The organism is Leifsonia sp. HAY1-4F (genome assembly GCF_056755275.1).
On the sequence record NZ_JBNDHX010000079.1, the window covers coordinates 1 to 18,191 of the forward strand.

Here is an 18,191-nt window from a genome sequence, read left to right on the forward strand (position 1 = left end):
CCCCCCCCCCCCCCCCCCCCCCCCCCCCCCCCCCCCCCCCCCCCCCCCCCCCAAAAAAAAAACCGCCCCCCCAGATTAGCGAGTGTCTCGTGGGCTCGGAGATGTGTATAAGAGACAGGTCTAGGCCTGCAGCTGCAGCGTCTCCGCCGTGGAGGCGAGCACCCGGTGCGCCTCGTCCGGCTTATCGTTGAGCGTCGTGCCCACGGTCGGAATGAGTTCCTTCAGCGTAGGCAGCCACGCGCCGAAACGGTCGGGGAAGCAGCGCTTCAAAAGGTCCACCATGATCGGGACGGCCGTGGATGCGCCCGGCGAGGCGCCGAGCAGGCCCGCGATGGTTCCGTCCTCCGCCGCGACCACCTCGGTGCCGAACTGAAGAACTCCGCCCTTCTTCGCATCCTTCTTCATCACCTGGACGCGCTGGCCCGCAGTGATGAGCTCCCAGTCCTCCGGCCGCGCCGTCGGCATGAACTCCTTCAGCGCCTGGAACTTCTTGTCCCGGCTGGCCAGCAACTCGCCGATGAGGTACTTCATGAGGTCGAAGTTGTCGCGCGCCACGGCGAGCATCGGACCGAGGTTGCCGGCGCGGATGGAGCCGGGCAGGTCGAACCACGATCCTGTCTTCAGGAACTTCGGGCTGAATCCCGCGTACGGTCCGAACAGCAGCGAGGCCTCGCCGTCCACCACGCGGGTGTCCAGGTGCGGCACCGACATCGGCGGCGCGCCGACGGCAGCCTTGCCGTAGACCTTCGCCTGATGCTGCGCGACGAGCTTGGGGTCGCTGGTGCGCAGGAACTGCCCGGAGATCGGGAAGCCGCCGAAGCCCGCGATCTCGGGGATGCCGGCCTTCTGGAGGAGGTGCAGCGCGCCGCCGCCCGCGCCCACGAACACGAACCGCGCGGTCACCGCGTGCGAGGTGTGACCGACATCGTGACGCACTCGGAGGCGCCACAGCCCGTCCTTCGTACGCGAGATGTCACGGACGCTGTGGTTGAGGGCGAGCTCGGCGCCGTTCTCGACCAGATTGTCCATGAGCGCCCGGGTCAGCGCGCCGAAGTCGACGTCGGTTCCCGAGGTCGTGCGGGTCGCCGCGATGCGCTGCTTGCGGTTGCGCTTCTTGGTGAGCAGCGGGGTCCACTCGCCGATGACGGCCGGGTCCTCCGAGTACTCCATGCCGGCGAACAGCGGCTGGTCTTTGAGCGCCTCGAAGCGCTTGCGGAGGTAGCGGACATTGTCCCGCCCGCGGACGAACGTCATGTGCGGGGTCGAGTTGATGAACGTGTGCGGCTCGGGCAGGTCGCCGGCAGCCACGAGGCTCGACCAGAACTGGCGGCTCAGCTGGAACTGCTCGTTGATGCTGATCGCCTTGGCGGGATCGACGCTGCCGTCCGATGCCTCGGGCATGTAGTTGAGCTCGCACAGCGCGGCATGACCAGTGCCGGCGTTGTTCCACGGATTCGACGACTCCTGGGCCACCTCGCCCAGGCGCTCGTAGATACGTATGCTCCAGTCGGGCTGCACGCGCTGGATCATGGCCCCCAGCGTCGCACTCATGATGCCGCCGCCGATCAGGACGACGTCGATGGGAGAATTGCTCACCCGCCAATCCTATGATGCGGGCGCGTCACGACCGGCGCGCGAACACCAGGATCTCTCGATGTCGAGACATCGGGTGTTCGCGCGGCGGATGCGTCGACGCCGACAGGGGCGATCGCGCTACGCGGTGACGGGGTTCGCCAGGCGCTCGGCGACCAGCTCGGCGATCTGGACGGCGTTGAGCGCGGCACCCTTGCGGAGGTTGTCATTGCTGACGAACAGCGCGATTCCCCGGCCCGCGGGAGCGCCCTCGTCGGCACGGATGCGACCCACGAAACTCGGGTCGCTGCCCGCCGCCTGCAGCGGCGTGGGAACGTCGGTTACCTGGACGCCCGGCGCGTCCGCCAGAAGCTCGGCGACCCGCTCGGGGCTGATCGGCCGGGCGAACTCCGCGTTGATCGACAGCGAGTGACCGGTGAAGACCGGGACGCGTACACACGTTCCGCTGACCAGCAGCTCCGGCAGACCGAGGATCTTGCGCGACTCGTTGCGCAGCTTCTTCTCCTCATCGGTCTCGTTCAGCCCGTCGTCGACGATCGAGCCGGCGAGCGGGATGACGTCGAACGCGATCGGGCGGACGTACTTGACCGGTGCAGGCAGGGCAACGGCCGAGCCGTCGTGCACCAGGTCGAGCAGGTGCTCGTCGGCGACGGCCGCACGGGCCTGCTCGGCCAGCTCCTCGGCGCCGGCGAGGCCGGATCCCGAGACGGCCTGGTAGGTGCTGACCACGAGACGGGTGAGGCCCGCCTCGTCGTGCAGCGGCTTGAGGACGGGCATGGCCGCCATCGTCGTGCAGTTCGGGTTGGCGATGATGCCCTTGCGCGCCTCGGCGATGGCGTCCGGGTTCACCTCGGAGACCACGAGCGGGACCTCGGGGTCCATGCGCCAGCCGCTCGAGTTGTCGATGACGATGGCGCCCGCCTCGGCGAAGCGCGGCGCGTGCGCCTTCGATCCGGTGGCTCCCGCGGAGAACAGGGCGATGTCGATCCCGGAGATATCGGCGGTCGCGACATCCTCCACCGTGATCTGCCGGCCTTTGAACGGCAGGGTCGTGCCGGCCGAGCGGGAGGAGGCGAAGTAGCGGATGCTCTTCACCGGGAAGTCGCGCTCCTCCAGGAGACGGCGCATGACGCCGCCCACCTGGCCGGTGGCGCCGACGACCGCGATGTCGAAGCCGTTGCTGTCGAAATCGGTGGGCTCGCTCATGTCAGTCCTTCGGATCGTTTGTGAGGTCAACGGCCGTGTCGCGGCCGGCATTCCCTGAGGTTCTGGATGGTTCTAGCGGCCGGTCCCGGCGTAGACGATCGCCTTCTCGTCGCCGTCCAGCCCGAACGCCGTGTGGACGACGCGGGCCGCCTCGGCGACTGTGTCCGCCCGGGTGACGACCGAGATGCGGATCTCACTCGTGGAGATCATCTCGATGTTGATGCCGGCATCGTAGAGGGCCTCGAAGAGCTTGGCGGAGACGCCGGAGTTCGTGCGCATCCCGGCGCCGACCAGGGCCAGCTTGCCGATCTGGTCGTCATACTGCAGCGACTGGTAGCCGACCTCGTCACGCTCTGCGGTCAGCGCAGTCAGCACGCGCTGCCCCTCGGACTTCGGCAGAGTGAAGGAGATGTCGGTGAGGCTCGTCGCGGCGGCCGACACGTTCTGAACGATCATGTCGACGTTGGCATTGGCCTTCGCCACGATCTTGAAGATCTGCGCGGCCTTGCCTGGCACGTCGGGCACGCCGACGACGGTGATCTTGGCCTCGGTGAGATCGGTGGCCACGCCGGAGATGATGGGCTCTTCCACGGTTCCATCCTTCTTGGCCGCCTGCGCGGCCGCAGCTTCGTTGAGGACGTAGGTGCCCTCTTTGTTCGAGAACGAGGACCGCACATGCAGGGTCACGTTGTGACGTCGGGCGTACTCCACCGCACGGATGTGCAGCACCTTCGCACCCGCGGCCGCCAGCTCGAGCATCTCCTCGCTGGTGATGCGGTCGATCTTGCGGGCGAGGGGCACCACGCGCGGGTCGGACGTGAAGACGCCGTCGACGTCGGTGTAGATCTCGCACACCTCGGCGCTCAACGCGGCGGCCAGAGCGACGGCGGTCGTGTCCGAGCCGCCACGGCCGAGGGTGGTGATGTCGCGGGACTCGCGGCTGAAGCCCTGGAAGCCGGCGACGATGGCGATGGCACCCTCGTCCAGCGCATCCTGGATGCGGCCGGGCGTGACATCCACGATGCGCGCGGCGCCGTGCTGCGCGTCGGTGATCATGCCCGCCTGGCTTCCGGTGAACGAGCGCGCGTCGTAGCCCATGCTCTTGATGGCCATCGCGAGGAGCGCCATCGAGATGCGCTCCCCGGCGGTCAGCAGCATGTCGAGCTCGCGGGGGGCCGGGATCGGAGTGACCTCGTGAGCCAGGTCGAGGAGCTCGTCCGTCGTGTCGCCCATGGCCGAGACGGCGACGACGACCTCGTTGCCGGCCTTGCGCGTCTCGACGATGCGCTTCGCGACGCGCTTGATGCTCTCAGCTGTCGCGACGGACGAACCGCCGAACTTCTGGACGATGAGGGCCACGAATACTCCTGAACTCACGGGCTTCCCATCTTACCGGCCGCCATATGACCCGATCTTCATGTGACGAAACGGTGCGCAGGCTGGACATCCGCTTCCCGTTCTCCTGCGGAGAGCCGTCGGAAACGGAGGTGCCCACGGCGAGCGGGGCACGGTTTTGCGGGAAGCGGAGGAGATTGCGAGGGCGAAGAGGCGAGTTCGCCTCCGTTTTCGACGACGGGAGGTGGGTGAGGCGATGTGGGGTGGGAGGTTGGGTGGGTCAGGAGACCTGGCGGCGGCCCTCGAAGGCGCGGCCGAGGGTGACCTCGTCGGCGTACTCGAGGTCGCCGCCGACGGGCAGGCCGGAGGCGAGCCGGGTGACACGGAGGTCGAGCGCGACGAGCAGCCGGCTCAGGTAGGTCGCGGTCGCCTCGCCCTCCAGGTTCGGGTCGGTCGCGATGATGACCTCCTGGACGGTGCCGTCCGCGAGCCGCTGCATCAGCTGCCGGATGCGCAGGTCGTCGGGACCGACGCCGTCGATCGGGCTGATCGCTCCGCCGAGGACGTGGTACAGACCGCGGAACTCGCGCGTGCGCTCGATCGCGACGACGTCCTTCGCCTCCTCGACCACGCAGATCAGGGCGGGGTTCCGGCGCGGATCGCGGCAGATGGAGCAGGTGGCCTGCTCCGAGACGTTGCCGCAGATCTCGCAGAAGCGCACCTTGTCGCGCACTTCGAGCAGCACCTCGGCGAGGCGGGTGACGTCGAACGTCTCGGTCTGCAGGATGTGGAACGCGATGCGCTGGGCGGACTTCGGGCCGATGCCCGGCAGCCGCCCGAGCTCGTCGATCAGCTCCTGGACGATGCCTTCGTACACGGCCTACCTCATCCCGGGGTTGGGAGGTGCGGGCTGCTCCTCGATGAAAGTGGCGCCGAGGATCTCGCGCACCACGGCCTCGCCGTAGCGCTGGGGCTGCTGGAACGTGGGCGTACGGGACCCAGCCGCAGCCGGGGCCGACGCCGAGCGCGCTGGGACGCCGGGTGCCGCGGTGGAGGGTGCGGGCGCGGAGGCTCCGGAAGCGGAAGCGGAGGGCGCGGAGGCGGCGCGCGCGGAGGTAGCGGCCCCCGGGGTCGCGGGTGCGGAGGGCGTCGAGGCGACGGGTGCAGCAGCGGGGGGCGCCGAGGCCGTCGGCCCGGAAGCGGGTCGCGCCGGGCGGGCGGGGGCGGCCGGGGCCGCTGCCCAATCCCCGGCAGGCTCCTCGGGGACCGGAGGCTCGAACGGCGGCTCGATCTCCGGCGGCGGGACGTCGTCGTAGGGCGGCTCGTCCGGAGCGGCCTCTCCGCTCGAAGCCGAAGGCCGGTCCGAGGTCGCTGGAGCGGATGCGGTCGCGATCTCGGCGGGCCGCTCCATCGTTGCGACGGAAGTGGCCGCGTTCGCAGACATGGATGCGCCCGCGTCCTCCGCGGACGCGGACGGAATGGTCACGGTCGCCCACTCGGTCACGATCGCAGCGGAATCGGGAGCCGCTGAGGCAGACCCTGCACGCTCCACGGAGGACGACCCCGCTGAAGCAGACCCTGCACGCTCCACGGAAGACGACCCTGCCGAGGGAGACGCCGCCCGATCTGCGGACGGTACGCCCGCTGAGGCAGCGGGTGCCCCACCGGTGCGCGCCGGGTGCGCACCGGACGCGGTGCTCGCCGGCACGGGCGGCCCGGCAGGCACGGAGGCCTCGGGCGCTGCACGCGGGCCGGAGGAATCCGCTCCCGGCCATGTCTCGGCCACGGGCACGGTCGGCGCTCCCGCAGAGGGGCGGGGCGCTGCGCCCGATCCGGGCGTCGAGTCGGCCCGGGCGATGAACTTCACCCGGATGCCGAGCACGTCGACGATGCCCTGGCGGAGGTACTCGCTGACGCCCGGCGCGCCGCCGGCTTCGGGCTGACGGAAGCTCTGCACGTCGTTCTCGCTCGGGAAGGAGAGCGTCAGCACGTCCCCGTTCAGCGAGCGGACCTGAGCGGTGAAGACGACCATCCACGCGCTGCGCTTGGCCCTCTGCACCGCATCGAGGATCTGCGGCCAGGCGTCCTTCACCTGCTGCGTCGTCACCGCTCCGACGAACGCGGCCGTCGGTGCGGCCGCACTGGGCTCGGGGGCGGGCGCGGGCGATTCCGGCAATCGGGGAGACCGGCCCGTCTGGGAGGCCGGCACCTCGGCAGTCCGCCCGTCGGAGGCCGGCACCTCCGAGGTCGACGCATCGGCGGCCCGCGCCTCGGAAGCCGTCGCCTCCGAGGTCAGCCCCTCCGGGCTCCGCGCTTCGGAAGCCCGAGCCTCGGCGGTCCGCCCCTCGGCGGTCCGCCCCTCGGCGGTCCGCCCCTCGGCGGTCCGCCCCTCAGTGGTCCGCCCCTCAGTGGTCCGAGCCTCCGACGTCGGTGTCTCGCGGGTCCGCCCCTCGCCGGTCCGCACCTCGGCAGCACGCTGCGACGAAACACCGGACCCGGCGGCCGGCGACTCCACCGCGGCAGCCGCGCGTTCCGGCTGCGCCGCCCGCCCCGGGCCGACCGCGTCGCTGACGCCGACGCGGCGCTCCAGCCGCTCGACGCGCGCGAGCGCGCCCCGCTCGCTCTCGTCGCTCGAGGGCACCAGGACGCGCGCGATCATCAGTTCCAGGTGGAGTCGCGGCGAGGTGGCGCCGGTCATCTCGGTGAGCGCGGCGTTGACGATGTCGGCCGCACGGCTGAGCTCGGCCGCGCCGAACTTCATGGCCTGCACGCCCATCCGGTCGAGCTCGTCCTGGGGCACTCCTCGCAGGACTGCGGCTGCGCCCTCGACGCTCGTGGCGGCGACGACGATGAGGTCGCGCAGCCGCTCCAGCAGGTCTTCGACGAAGCGCCGCGGATCCTGCCCGGTCTGGATGACGCGGTCGACCGCCGCGAACGCGCCCGCCGCGTCCCGGGCCGCGATCGTGTCGATCACGTCGTCGAGCAGCGCCGCGTGCGTGTACCCGAGGAGGGCGACCGCCCGCTCGTACTCGATCGCACTCCCCTCGGAGCCGGCCATCAGCTGGTCGAGCAGCGAGAGCGTGTCGCGCGGCGAGCCGCCGCCGGCGCGGACGACGAGCGGCAGTACGCCCGGAGCGACGGTCATCCCCTCGCTGTCGCACAGGCTCTGCACGTACTCCAGCATCTGCGCGGGAGGTACGAGCCGGAACGGGTAGTGGTGCGTGCGGGAGCGGATGGTGCCGATGACCTTCTCGGGCTCCGTCGTCGCGAAGATGAACTTCACGTGCTCCGGCGGCTCCTCGACGATCTTGAGCAGCGCGTTGAAGCCCTGCGGCGTGACCATGTGCGCCTCGTCGAGGATGAAGATCTTGTAGCGGTCGCGGGCCGGCGCGAAGATGGCGCGTTCGCGGATGTCGCGGGCGTCATCCACACCGTTGTGGCTCGCGGCGTCGATCTCGACCACGTCGAGGGAACCGCTGCCGTCGCGGCTCAGCTCAAGGCAACTCGCGCACTTCCCGCAGGGGGTGTCGGTGGGGCCCTCCGCGCAGTTGAGGCAGCGGGCCAGGATGCGCGCGGAGGTGGTCTTGCCACAGCCGCGCGGACCCGAGAAGAGATAGGCGTGATTGACACGGTTGGTGCGCAGCGCCGTCATCAGCGGCTCCGTCACCTGGGACTGGCCGATCATCTCGGCGAAGGTGTCGGGCCGATAGCGGCGATACAGGGCGGTTACCACTCACACATGGTACTCACCGCCGCCGACATTCGGGTGGGCGCAGGCCGTTCAGGGGCCGCGGACGTTCAGCGCCCGGGCGATGGCCGACCACAGCGCGACGCGGGCGTCCTCCGTCGCCTGCGCCTGGGGTGCCGGAGGCAGGTACAGCGGCGTGTACGGCGGTGTGTAGAAGACGTGTCCCGACTGCGGCGCCCGGACATACGCGTCGCCCCCGCGGGCCGGCCGGAGGGCTGCAGCGGCGTCGAGCCACTGGCAGCCGTTGTCGAGCTGCTCGTCGCGGCCGGCGCATCCCAGGATGACGGGTCCCGGGATGCGCCGGAGGTCGAGCACGGCTGCCGGCGACACCTCCCGGGTACCGCTGACGCACGGGACCCACGCCCCGCCCACCGTCACGGCCGGAACCGGAACCGGCGACGGGCAGACCAGGCCCGTGGTGCCGGCGGGCGCGATGGCGCCGTACACCAGCTCGGGATGCGCGGCCGCGGCCCACAACGCCAGCTGCGCTCCCCGGGAGGTGCCGAAGACGAACACGCGCCGAGGGTCGACCCCCGGCTGCGCTCGCAGCCAGTCGAGCGCAGCGACGACCCGCTCGGCCGGGAGGGTGCGGACCGGTTCCAGCTGCCCCGCCGATCCATAGGTCGACAGGGCGAGGGCCGGGTACCCCATCGCCGAGAGCGTCGCGGCGGCCAGGATGCCCGTCTGCACGTCCGGCTCGGTCCCGTCGAAGACCAGGACGGCCGGACCGGGGGCGCGGACCCCGCGGGCCGGCGCGAAGTAGTCCCCGGTGATGCCGTCGTCGAAGACGGCGCGCGAGGGCGCCACCGACGACAGGCCCACGCGATGCAGCCGCCGCACCGCGATCCGCCGTCCGTCGACGAGGGCGTCGAGCTCGACGGTCAGCGTCGACCCGGCCCACTGCTCCTGCGACGTCGCCGGATCCCCGTTGTGGCTGCGCAGCGACCAGAACAGGCCCATCCCGTCCGCTCCTGTGAATGGCGCCTCCAGCGGGACGTCGTCATCGAGGTCCACGACGCCGGACGAGGGGATGGCATAGACCGCCTCCGAGCTCCACGACGGCCCGCCCAGCACTACGGAGGCGACGTGCGCCTGCACCGTCACCCGTTCGCCGGGCGGCAGCGCGACCAGGCGGAGGTGCACCGGCTGCCACACTTCGCTCGGCTCGTCGCTCGCGTCGATGCGCGGCCCGCCCGCCGCGGAGCCCGAGCATCCTATCACGCCGGCCAGCGCCGCGAGTACGAGCACCACCGCCGCCGCCACCCGTCTCACGGGCGCATCGCCCCGTTGAGCTTGCCGATGACGACGGACCAGAACTGGGCGCGCGCCGCTTCGGTCGCCTGGGCCGTCAGCGGCGGCAGGTCGCTGAGACCGATCGGCAGCAGCGGAGGCGTCGTGATGTCGTGGCCCGCTCCCTGCGCATAGAGGAAGGTGTCGCCTTCCTGGTTCCCGCGCGCCCGCTGCCCCGCCCGCGTCCAGGCGCACGCCGTCGGCAGCAGCCGGTCGCCGGTGCCGCACGCGAGCACGAGCGGACCGGGGATGCGCACCAGCGGCAGGATGTCCGTCCCGGCGATGGTGCGGTCCGGATTCGCGCAGGGCAGCGGGAGCCCGTGCTGGATGAGCAACGGGCTCCCCGCTGCAGACGTGCACTGCAGCGCGGTGGCGCCGTCGGCGGCGATGGCGCCGTGGATGCGGGACGGCTCGTTCGCCGCGAACCACAGGGCCAGGGCAGAGGCCGCACCGGTCCCGTAGACGAAGATGCGGTCCTCGTCCACGATCGCCAGAGAGGAGAACCACGCGAGGGCCGCATCGAACGTCTCGACGGAGAGCGCGGCCGAGCCCGGGATCTGTCCCGCCGGGACGAAGGCGGGCAGCACGAACACGGGGAAACCGGCGGACGCGATCATGTGTGCGGCGAATGCTCCCGAGGCCCCGCCCTCGTCGCCGTCGATCAGGATGACGCCGGGCCGCAGGTCGACCGGTGTCGGCAAGGCGGACACCAGCGCTCCGACACGGGCAGTCGGCGCGAAGCCGGACGCATCCGGGTCACCCGTCGCTGCCAGATCGCTCCCGAGCACATCGCGGTCGCGCGTCCCGGTCGCCAGCGGCGGACGGTGCAGCACGGTGGAGGCGACCAGCCGCCCGCCCTGCTCCGCGGTGAATCCGACGTCGAGACTTCCGAAGGCCCACTCCGCCTCCAGTTGCTGCTGACTGAGCGACGGACCGGTCATGCTCCAGAGCAGGCCCGCCGGGTCGGGACGGGGGTACGGCGCCGCCACAGGCTCCTGCGTCGACAGCTGGATACGGCCGTCCGGCGGCACCATGTACACGGCGCGGGAGGACCACGATCCCGAGCCGATGTGCGCCTGTGCCCTGAGGACGACCGGTTCGTTGGGTTCGAGTCCCGTGACCTGGATGCTGACGGGCTGGGCGATCCCGTCTCCCGTCCGGCCGAAGAGGAAACGCGCGCTCCCGCCGAAGTCCGACGTACAGGCCGAGGCGAGGAGTGCCACCGCGATCGCCATCAGCGCCGCGCGAGCGCACCGCGCGCGGGAGGCCGGCGACATCCGCTGCCGCCCGCCCTCGCCGCGCCCTCGCCGCATGGCCTCTGCTCCCGTCAGCCTCCGGTGGTCTCCCGCACAGCCTGCACCGACTGGCGAGCGATCTCCAGTTCCTCGTTCGTCGGCACCACCAGGACGGTGACGGGCGAGTCGTCCGAGGAGATGACCCGCGCCTCCCGCGACGTGCTCGCGTTCCGCTCGGGATCGAGCCGGATGCCGAGCACCTCCAGCCCGGAGAGCACGTCGGCGCGCAGCGCCGTGTCGTTCTCGCCGATCCCGGCCGTGAAGGTCAGCACATCGAGGCCACCGAGCAGGGCGACGTACGCCCCGAGGTAGTGCTTGAGCCGATGGATGGTGACCTCCAGCGCCAACCGCGCGGACTCGTCTCCTGCGTTTGCCGCCTGCCGCACATCCCGCATGTCGCTCCGCCCGGAGAGACCGAGGAGCCCGCTGCGCCGGTTGAGCAGTTCATCCAGGTCGTCGGTCGAGAGCTGCGCGCGCCGGGCGAGGTGGATGAGCACCGCCGGATCGAGGTCGCCGGAGCGCGTGCCCATCACGAGCCCCTCGAGCGGTGTCATCCCCATCGAGGTCTCGACCGAGCGGCCGCCGTCGACAGCGCAGACGGACGCGCCGTTCCCGAGGTGCAGCACGATCTGCCGCAGCTCGCCGAGCGGGCGGCCAAGGAACGCGGCCGCCGCTTCGGACACGTACTTGTGCGAGGTGCCGTGGAAGCCGTACCGCCGGACGCGGTGACGCTCGGCCACCTCCGCGTCGATCGCGTATGTGTACGCGGGCGGCGGCATGGTCTGATGGAAGGCCGTGTCGAAGATCGCGACGTGCGGGATGTCCGGGAAGGCCTTCTTCGCCGCCCGGATGCCCTCCAGATTCGCCGGATTGTGCAGGGGAGCGAGCTCGGAGAGGTCCTCGATGTTGATCTCGACGAGCGGAGTCACGATGGTCGGCTCGAAGAAGCGTTTGCCGCCGTGCACCACCCGGTGCCCGACCGCCTCCAGTGGGTTCTGCTCCAGGCTCGGCCCCTCCGCGGCGAAGGCATCGAGCATGACGCGGAAGCCGGCCGTGTGGTCGGGGATCTCGAGCGAGCACTCCGAGGTGCCATGCGGTCCCCGATGGGTCGCGCTGCCCATCCCCTCTCCGATGCGCTCGACGAGACCCGACGCGAGAGACTCCTCGGATTCGCTGTCGATCAGCTGGTACTTGAACGAGGACGAGCCGCTGTTCACGACGAGGACCGCGCTCACGAGAGTGCCGCCTGGATCGCCGTGATGGCGACCGTGTTGACGATGTCGTCCACGGTGGCCCCGCGGGAGAGGTCGTTGATCGGCTTGCGCAACCCCTGGAGGACCGGTCCGATCGCGACAGCGCCCGCGCTTCGCTGCACCGCCTTGTACGTGTTGTTGCCGGTGTTCAGGTCCGGGAAGATGAACACGGTCGCGCGCCCCGCCACCTCCGAGCCGGGCATCTTGGCGGCTCCGACCGCCGCATCCGCTGCCGCGTCGTACTGGATGGGCCCGGCCACCGCGAGCTGCGGCGCCCGTTGCCGCACGAGCTCCGTCGCGACGCGCACCTTGTCCACGTCGGCGCCGGCACCTGAGTTCCCTGTGGAGTAGGACAGCATCGCGACGCGCGGCTCGATCCCGAACTGCTCGGCGGTCCGGGCCGACGAGACGGCGATGTCGGCCAGCTGCTCGGAGGTGGGGTCCGGGATGACCGCGCAGTCCCCGTAGATCAGCACCCGGTCGGCCAGGGCCATCAGGAAGACGCTGGAGACCACCGAGACCCCCGGCGTCGTCTTGATGATCTCGAACGCAGGGCGGATGGTGTGCGCGGTCGTATGGGCGGCGCCCGACACCATCCCGTCGGCGAGCCCCAGGTGCACCATCATCGTGCCGAAGTAGGAGGGGTCGGTGACCGTGTCGGCCGCCTGGTCCACGGTGATCCCCTTGTGGGCCCGGAGCCGGGCGTACTCGTTCGCGAAGCGGAGCCGCAGCACGTCGTCGAACGGGCTGAGCACGTCCGCCTCCGCCAGGTCGAGGCCGAGCTCGATCGCCCGCGAGCGCACCTCGAACGGCTCCCCGAGGATGGTGAGCCGGGCGACGCCGCGGCTGAGCAGGGTGTGGGCCGCGCGCAGGATGCGGTCGTCCTCGCCCTCGGGCAGCACGATGTGCTTCTTCGCTTCGCGCGCACGCTCGATCAGGTCGTATTCGAACATCAGCGGCGTGACGACGTCGTGGCGCGAGACGTTGAGACGCGCGAGCAGCGCATCCGCATCCACGTGCCGTTCGAACAGGGCGAGCGCGGTGTCGTACTTGCGCTGCGAGTCGGCGGCCAGCCGGCCCCGGGCGTGCGTGATCCGCACAATCGTGTCGTAGGTGTCGAGGCTGGTGCGCACGATCGGCAGGGGCGAACGGAGGCCTCCAAGCAGACGCTCGATCGGCTCGGGAAGGTCGAATCCGCCGTTGAGGACGATGCCGGCGATGGAGGGGAACGTTCCGGACGCGTTGGCCATGACCACCGCGAGCAGCACCTCGGTGCGGTCGCCGGGCACGACGACGACCGAGCCCTCCACCAGCCGCGGCAGGACGTTGTTCATCGACATGCCGGCGACGACGACCCCGAGGGCCTCGCGCGCCAGCAGCGCCTCCTCACCGGCGACCAGGCTCCCGCCGGTCTCGTCCATGATCGAGCGGATGCTGGGAGCGACCAGGAACGGGTCCTCAGGGATGGCCCACACCGGTGGACGGTCGTCGCTGCCCGCGACGACGGCCGCAGCACCGACGGCCGCGCCGACCGCCGCCACGATCTCCGGGAGGTGCGCCCCGTCCGAGCGATTGGCGACCACCGCGAGGAGTCCCGCGTGGGCGGTGCGCAGCTCGGCGATCGCCAGTTCGGCGAGCTGACGGAGCTCCTCCGGCGTGCGCGGGTCGGCCTGGCCGAGGCGCTCGCCGAAGCCCTGGCCGATCCGGCCGCCGAGGACGAGCAGCACCGGCGCTCCCAGGTTGGCGGCGATCCGGGCGTTGTAGCCCAGCTCGGTGGGACTCCCGACGTCGGTGTAGTCCGAGCCGAGGATGACGACCGTGTCGCACCGCGCCTCCACGGCCCGGAAGCGCCTCACGATCTCGGCGAGCGCCGCATCCGCGTCGGCGTGCACATCGTCGTAGCCGACTCCCAGCGCCTCCTCGTACGTGATCTCCGCAGTGATCCGCTGAAGGAGCAGCTCGAGCACATAGTCCCGCTCCGCCGTCGAACGCGCGACCGGGCGGAACACGCCGACCCGGCCGACCGAGTGGCGGAGTGACTCCAGGACCCCGAGGGCGACCGTCGATTTGCCCGTGTGGCCCTCGGCTGACGTGATGTAGATCGAGCGCGCCACGTCAGGCGATCCGCTCGATCGCAGGGACCCGGTAACGCCCGTCGAGCACCTCGTCGCCCGGCACGTAGAGGCGCAGGATCGGGCGGAAGCGTCCAGCGGGCGCGGGCAGCCAGTTGGCGGCGGCCTTCTCGTCGGTCGGTCGGGTGGCGCTCATCGTGATGGTCAGTCCTCCGTCGTCGTCGTACTCGAGCCCGTGCGTCCTCTCCCCCACCGAGTACCGCCCGAGCACGTTCGGGACGAGGTGATGGAGCGGGAGATCGTACATCGTCAGCGACCAGAACGCGCCGACCGGCGGGGTCGGGCGCAGTCGCAGGCGGTAGCTGTGCTCGCCCGTGAGTGGCTCGCCGTCCGCATCCTCGTCGGTCATGAACTCGGCCACCTCGTAGGCGTGGTCGCCCCACAGCCCGCCGAGGGCCGCCGTCGCACGGTGTGCGTACCGGGTCCGGGGGTCCGGGACCTTCCACTCGGGTGCGTCGATCGCGCCGACCTCGAAGAAGTCGAGGTTGTAGTCGAACACGTGGAGGTCGACCCGCCAGTGGTCGACGTCCACGCCCACCGGCCGCAGGGCCGACTCGAGCGCCTCCTTGCCGAGTGCGTAGCCGGTCTCGAGGGCGTCGCGCACACTGTCCGGCTGCTCGGTGAGCGGATACGGGCTGAGCAGCCCGAGAGGGGCGTACGAGTCGAGCGCCGGCTGGTCGCGCTCGGCCGGCGGGAACGCCTGGGACCAGGTGCGCAGCTTCTCGAAGTAGTCGAGGGCCTCGCTGGCCTCGGCGGGGACCAGCGGAACGCTCTCCGCAGGCGAAGGGGCAAGCGGTGTCAGGGCCAGAGCATCCTGGCAGGCGTGAACCGCCTGGAGGTCGTCCTCGCCGTCGACAGCCCAGCGCCCCACGATCGTCGCGACGCGGGTGGGGAAGTGGATGGTGCGCGGGCCGGGTGCATCCGCTTCCGTGTCGCCATCCCGCTCCGCAGCGGTCTCCACGGCAGGCCCGTCAGCCTCGGGCGGGAGGAGCAGGAACTCGCCTCCGTGGCCACCGGTGGCGCGCGTCCCGAGGTAGGCGAAGCTGTTCGTCCACGCGTCCACGAACTGGAGTACGTGGTACCGCTCCCCCGCCTCCGGCACGGTCAGCCGGATCGGCCCAGCGCCGAGGTCGACCTGCGCGATGGAGAACAGGATGTCGGGGTCGGCCGAGACGGACGCGTCGTCCGGACCCGGCAGGCTGCGTTCATGCGCGAAAGAGTTGAAAGGCGCGGGAGGCACGCCGTCGATGCCGTGCTCGGTGAACCGGACGACCTGCTCCAGGTCGAGGACCAGCGGGAAGCCGACGACGTAGGCCTCGGTCGCCAGCTCGGTCAACTCCTCAGTCACGTCCGCATCCCGTCCGTCCATCGATCCACTGGAAGACACGATCATTCTACAGCGCGTAGAAGACGCGGCACCATCGCGCACAATATACGCGGAGCGGGTGGTCTGCGGCTGCACAAGAAAAGACTCCCCACGCACCCGCCAGAGCCCGGTTACCCTTGCTGCGTTTCCGCCCTGGGGGAGTTGGCCTGGATGGCGCCACGTGGGGAGCCGGAAATCATTGTAGCGGCTGGCGCTGGATGACGCGTGCGCGAGCACCGCCGCGGATCACGTAGGATACTGTGAGCCGCCGGCCGCGAGAGCGGAAGGCGACGCCAGGAGAATTCGCCTAGTGGCCTATGGCGCACGCTTGGAAAGCGTGTTGGGTGCAAGCCCTCGGGGGTTCGAATCCCCCATTCTCCGCCATTTTCTTTTTTCGGCCTCTGTCTCGCGATCCCAATGATTACGCGGAAGTTCGGCACTCCTGGGTTCGTTCAGTCGTCGCTGCGCCCACGCTGTGCCTACACTTTGCCCACATTTTTCTGACGGCCTCCGGCATCTAGGCGCATCGCAACCGCATCCAGGTCATCATCGAAGAGGTCTGCATAGGTATCCAGCGTCATCGCTGCGGACTTGTGTCCGAGCATCCGTTGGACGGCTTTCACGTTCGCTCCTGAGCTGACGACGAGGCTCGAGGCGGCATGGCGGAGGTCGTGCGGTGTGAGCCGCTCGAGGCCTGCTTGCGCGAGCGCGGTCAGGAACCAGGAGCGCTTGTTGTTGCTGGCGCTGGGGCGCCTGAGGAAGCCGCCGAAGCGGTCCGCGAACAGCAGGTCGTCGGGTTCCTTCCCTTCGCACAGGCGCGCTAGGGGTTCGGCGAGAAATGGTGGGAACGGGACGGAACGCTTTTCCCAGGTCTTAGGGAGGCCCTCGACGACGTTTCCGTTCACTTCGGTCGCGGTGCGATTGATCTGCAGTCGTCGGCGCAGCATTACGACATCCCGCACGCGCAGCCCGGGTCTGTCACGAGACCATCTACCGAGCCCTGCTGGTGCGCGAGCACCCAGGGCTGCACAAACGCTACGCGCTGAAACTGCGCACCGGACGTCGCATCCGCAAGACCCGCTGGCGCACCCGCACCGGCCAAGGATCCCGCAGCCGGAACATGGTCATGATCGACCAGCGACCCGCAGAGATCGAGACAAAGGAAACCGCCGGGCACTGGGAAGGTGACCTCATCGTCGGTGTCGGCTCGGCCTCAGCAAAGGTCACCCTCAGAGAACGGAAGACCCAATACGGGATGGTCATCAACCTGCCCCACGACCACACCGCCGCATCCGTGAACAGCGCAGGCGTACACAAAGCCCGCGAATCACGAATATCGACGGCAGAGCTTATTGGAAGATGTACTTCACCGGATTTACTTCGCTCCTGCTCTTCGGTAGGCGAGGCCGGCGATCAGCCAAAGCATCATCCCTGCGATCAACAGCAGCTCTGCTGCGACGGCGGGCCATAGCCAATATGCAACGCACCGAAAATCCCCCGGGCGACCAAGCCGACGACGATGAGAACGGAAGCCAGATTCACTGTCGCTAGAACTGGCGCAACGCAACCCACGCTTCCGAAGCGAAGCATTCCGACAATTCGTTGACCGGCCGCTCGGCGCGGGACGATCACGCTTCGTGAAGGGCCTTGGCCACTAGCTCGAGAGCGACATCCGGCTTGATGCCGAGGCGCATCATCTGGCTGGTGAAGTCGATCGCGGCAGCCTCGGCTCGGTTCTTGGTGTCGTCGGCTGAGGAAGCCACCACGGTCCCCGCCCGTCCTCGCGTCTGCACGAATCCGTCGCTCTCCAACTCCTTGTACGCACGGGCCACTGTGTTCACCGCGAGACCCAGGTCGGATGCAAGGTCCCGGATCGTCGGCAGCTTCGCCCCGACGAGGAGAGCACCATCGGTGATCTGACGCTGGAACTGCAGACGAATCTGTTCGTAAGGAGGAACAGCCGAGGCGCTGTCGATGGAGATCACGAGTGTTGTGACGCCGATGACCCGGGCCCGCCTAGGAGGACGGGGTCCCGGCGGAGCTCTCTCGATGCCGCGCGACGTGGCACCGGCACGGCAGCCGCGGTCACCGTCTGGTCCCGATCAGTCGGCGGAACCAAGCCCGCGAGAACGCTTCGCGCCGCCCGGGATTGCCTTAGGTGCATAAGCCCAGAGCGAGCGTCACCAAGGCGACGCCAGCAAAGGCTGACAACGTCTACAGCGTCGGGGGAAGTGACTAGTTCTGGTTGCACGGGGATCTCCTCAGCAGCCCAGGGTATACGACCGGGACTGTACGCGATCGAGGGGACGGCACGCATCGGCCCGAGACTCGGACCACGGATCGGCTTGCTGAGTGTTAGGCGTCCCGCGCAAGACGATTTCCGGCGAGGTACGACGGGCCAACCGTTGCCAATGCCCTGGGAGTGGCGTGTAACTTGGAGCGAATCAAGCCCGTGACGCGTTGACGGTTGAGATCAGCGGGCGTTGCGGACGCACACTGGTCTGGAAGGACGGGCGCATGGCGACTCTGGGCAACATCGTCTTTTACGCCGACGACCCGATACGGCTTTCTGACTTCTGGGCGGAGGTTTTCCGTTACCCACCCCAGCGGATCGATGGCGAGTTCCGTGAGATGCTCCTCGCGAGCGGGCTCAGTGAGGAGCAACTGGACCGGCGGGGACTCGTCGAGAGCGCGGACGGCACCGGTCCGCGGTTGTTCTTCCACCACGCCGACGGCCCGAAGGCCGGGCGGAACCGGGTGCACATTGATGTCCATGCCGTGCAGGGGCGCCCTCCCACCGATGAGGAGCTGGATGCGGAGAAAGACAGGTTAGTAGCGCTCGGCGCTACTGTCGTCCGGCTCGTCGACCAGAGTTGGGGACCCGTGCATGAGCACTACTACCAGCTGCGTGACCCAGAAGGGAACGAGTTCTGCCTGCAGTAGTCCCTGACAGGCCACCGCGGAGGCGGTTGC

14 protein-coding genes, 1 tRNA gene and 1 other RNA gene are annotated in these 18,191 nt (G+C 69.8%); 3 read left to right on the forward strand and 13 right to left on the reverse strand.

Annotated elements, in window-relative coordinates:
* Positions 1 to 120: 120 nt before the first annotated feature.
* The 11 genes from ACPYOG_RS14150 to ffs form a co-directional block, all read right to left on the reverse strand.
* Positions 121 to 1,596 (reverse strand): malate:quinone oxidoreductase, encoded by a 1,476-nt coding sequence (locus tag ACPYOG_RS14150; protein WP_481294831.1) that lies wholly within the window; start codon positions 1,594 to 1,596, stop codon positions 121 to 123.
* A 117-nt stretch (positions 1,597 to 1,713) separates the two neighbouring features.
* Positions 1,714 to 2,799 carry an aspartate-semialdehyde dehydrogenase gene (locus tag ACPYOG_RS14155; protein ID WP_481294832.1) on the reverse strand — a complete coding sequence of 362 codons (1,086 nt, stop codon included), beginning with the start codon at positions 2,797 to 2,799 and terminating at the stop codon, positions 1,714 to 1,716.
* A gap of 72 nt (positions 2,800 to 2,871) precedes the next feature.
* Positions 2,872 to 4,158 carry an aspartate kinase gene (locus tag ACPYOG_RS14160; protein WP_090040021.1) on the reverse strand — a complete coding sequence of 429 codons (1,287 nt, stop codon included), beginning with the start codon at positions 4,156 to 4,158 and terminating at the stop codon, positions 2,872 to 2,874.
* Between the two features lie 256 nt (positions 4,159 to 4,414).
* The gene (gene recR, locus ACPYOG_RS14165) at positions 4,415 to 5,011 is read right to left on the reverse strand and encodes a recombination mediator RecR (protein ID WP_090039865.1); all 597 of its coding nucleotides are present in this window, start codon (positions 5,009 to 5,011) and stop codon (positions 4,415 to 4,417) included.
* 3 nt (positions 5,012 to 5,014) lie between these two features.
* Complete coding sequence (locus tag ACPYOG_RS14170; RefSeq protein WP_481294833.1) at positions 5,015 to 7,867, reverse strand: DNA polymerase III subunit gamma and tau; 2,853 nt, start codon at positions 7,865 to 7,867, stop codon at positions 5,015 to 5,017.
* A gap of 48 nt (positions 7,868 to 7,915) precedes the next feature.
* Positions 7,916 to 9,154, reverse strand: coding sequence for an acyl-CoA thioesterase/BAAT N-terminal domain-containing protein (locus ACPYOG_RS14175; RefSeq protein WP_481294834.1), 1,239 nt, complete (start codon positions 9,152 to 9,154; stop codon positions 7,916 to 7,918).
* Positions 9,151 to 10,485, reverse strand: coding sequence for an acyl-CoA thioesterase/BAAT N-terminal domain-containing protein (locus tag ACPYOG_RS14180; protein WP_481294835.1), 1,335 nt, complete (start codon positions 10,483 to 10,485; stop codon positions 9,151 to 9,153). Before ACPYOG_RS14180 ends, ACPYOG_RS14175 begins: the two co-directional genes overlap by 4 nt.
* A 14-nt stretch (positions 10,486 to 10,499) precedes the next feature.
* Positions 10,500 to 11,702 (reverse strand): acetate/propionate family kinase, encoded by a 1,203-nt coding sequence (locus ACPYOG_RS14185; protein ID WP_481294836.1) that lies wholly within the window; start codon positions 11,700 to 11,702, stop codon positions 10,500 to 10,502.
* Complete coding sequence (pta, locus tag ACPYOG_RS14190; RefSeq protein WP_481294837.1) at positions 11,699 to 13,834, reverse strand: phosphate acetyltransferase; 2,136 nt, start codon at positions 13,832 to 13,834, stop codon at positions 11,699 to 11,701. Before pta ends, ACPYOG_RS14185 begins: the two co-directional genes overlap by 4 nt.
* Position 13,835: 1 nt before the next feature.
* Positions 13,836 to 15,200 carry a DUF1254 domain-containing protein gene (locus ACPYOG_RS14195; RefSeq protein WP_481294838.1) on the reverse strand — a complete coding sequence of 455 codons (1,365 nt, stop codon included), beginning with the start codon at positions 15,198 to 15,200 and terminating at the stop codon, positions 13,836 to 13,838.
* Between the two features lie 115 nt (positions 15,201 to 15,315).
* Positions 15,316 to 15,412: signal recognition particle sRNA small type (gene ffs / locus ACPYOG_RS14200), an RNA gene on the reverse strand.
* A gap of 102 nt (positions 15,413 to 15,514) precedes the next feature.
* Between ffs and ACPYOG_RS14205 the strand changes: the two genes are divergently transcribed.
* A tRNA-Ser gene (locus tag ACPYOG_RS14205) sits at positions 15,515 to 15,602 on the forward strand.
* A 95-nt stretch (positions 15,603 to 15,697) separates the two neighbouring features.
* On the opposite strand, the gene ACPYOG_RS14210 is transcribed toward ACPYOG_RS14205, so the two are convergent.
* Complete coding sequence (locus ACPYOG_RS14210; protein WP_481294839.1) at positions 15,698 to 16,165, reverse strand: tyrosine-type recombinase/integrase; 468 nt, start codon at positions 16,163 to 16,165, stop codon at positions 15,698 to 15,700.
* A gap of 53 nt (positions 16,166 to 16,218) precedes the next feature.
* Here ACPYOG_RS14210 and ACPYOG_RS14215 point away from each other — a divergent pair, with 53 nt between their 5' ends.
* Entirely contained in the window at positions 16,219 to 16,689 is a 471-nt protein-coding gene (locus ACPYOG_RS14215) for a transposase (protein WP_481294842.1), read from the forward strand.
* Between the two features lie 157 nt (positions 16,690 to 16,846).
* Here ACPYOG_RS14215 and ACPYOG_RS14220 read toward each other — a convergent pair whose 3' ends face one another.
* The gene (locus tag ACPYOG_RS14220) at positions 16,847 to 17,203 is read right to left on the reverse strand and encodes a GntR family transcriptional regulator (RefSeq protein WP_481294840.1); all 357 of its coding nucleotides are present in this window, start codon (positions 17,201 to 17,203) and stop codon (positions 16,847 to 16,849) included.
* Positions 17,204 to 17,735: 532 nt separating this feature from the next.
* Between ACPYOG_RS14220 and ACPYOG_RS14225 the strand changes: the two genes are divergently transcribed.
* A complete protein-coding gene (locus tag ACPYOG_RS14225; RefSeq protein ID WP_481294841.1) occupies positions 17,736 to 18,161 on the forward strand; it encodes a VOC family protein in 426 nt (141 codons plus the stop codon).
* The last annotated feature ends 30 nt before the right edge of the window (positions 18,162 to 18,191 follow it).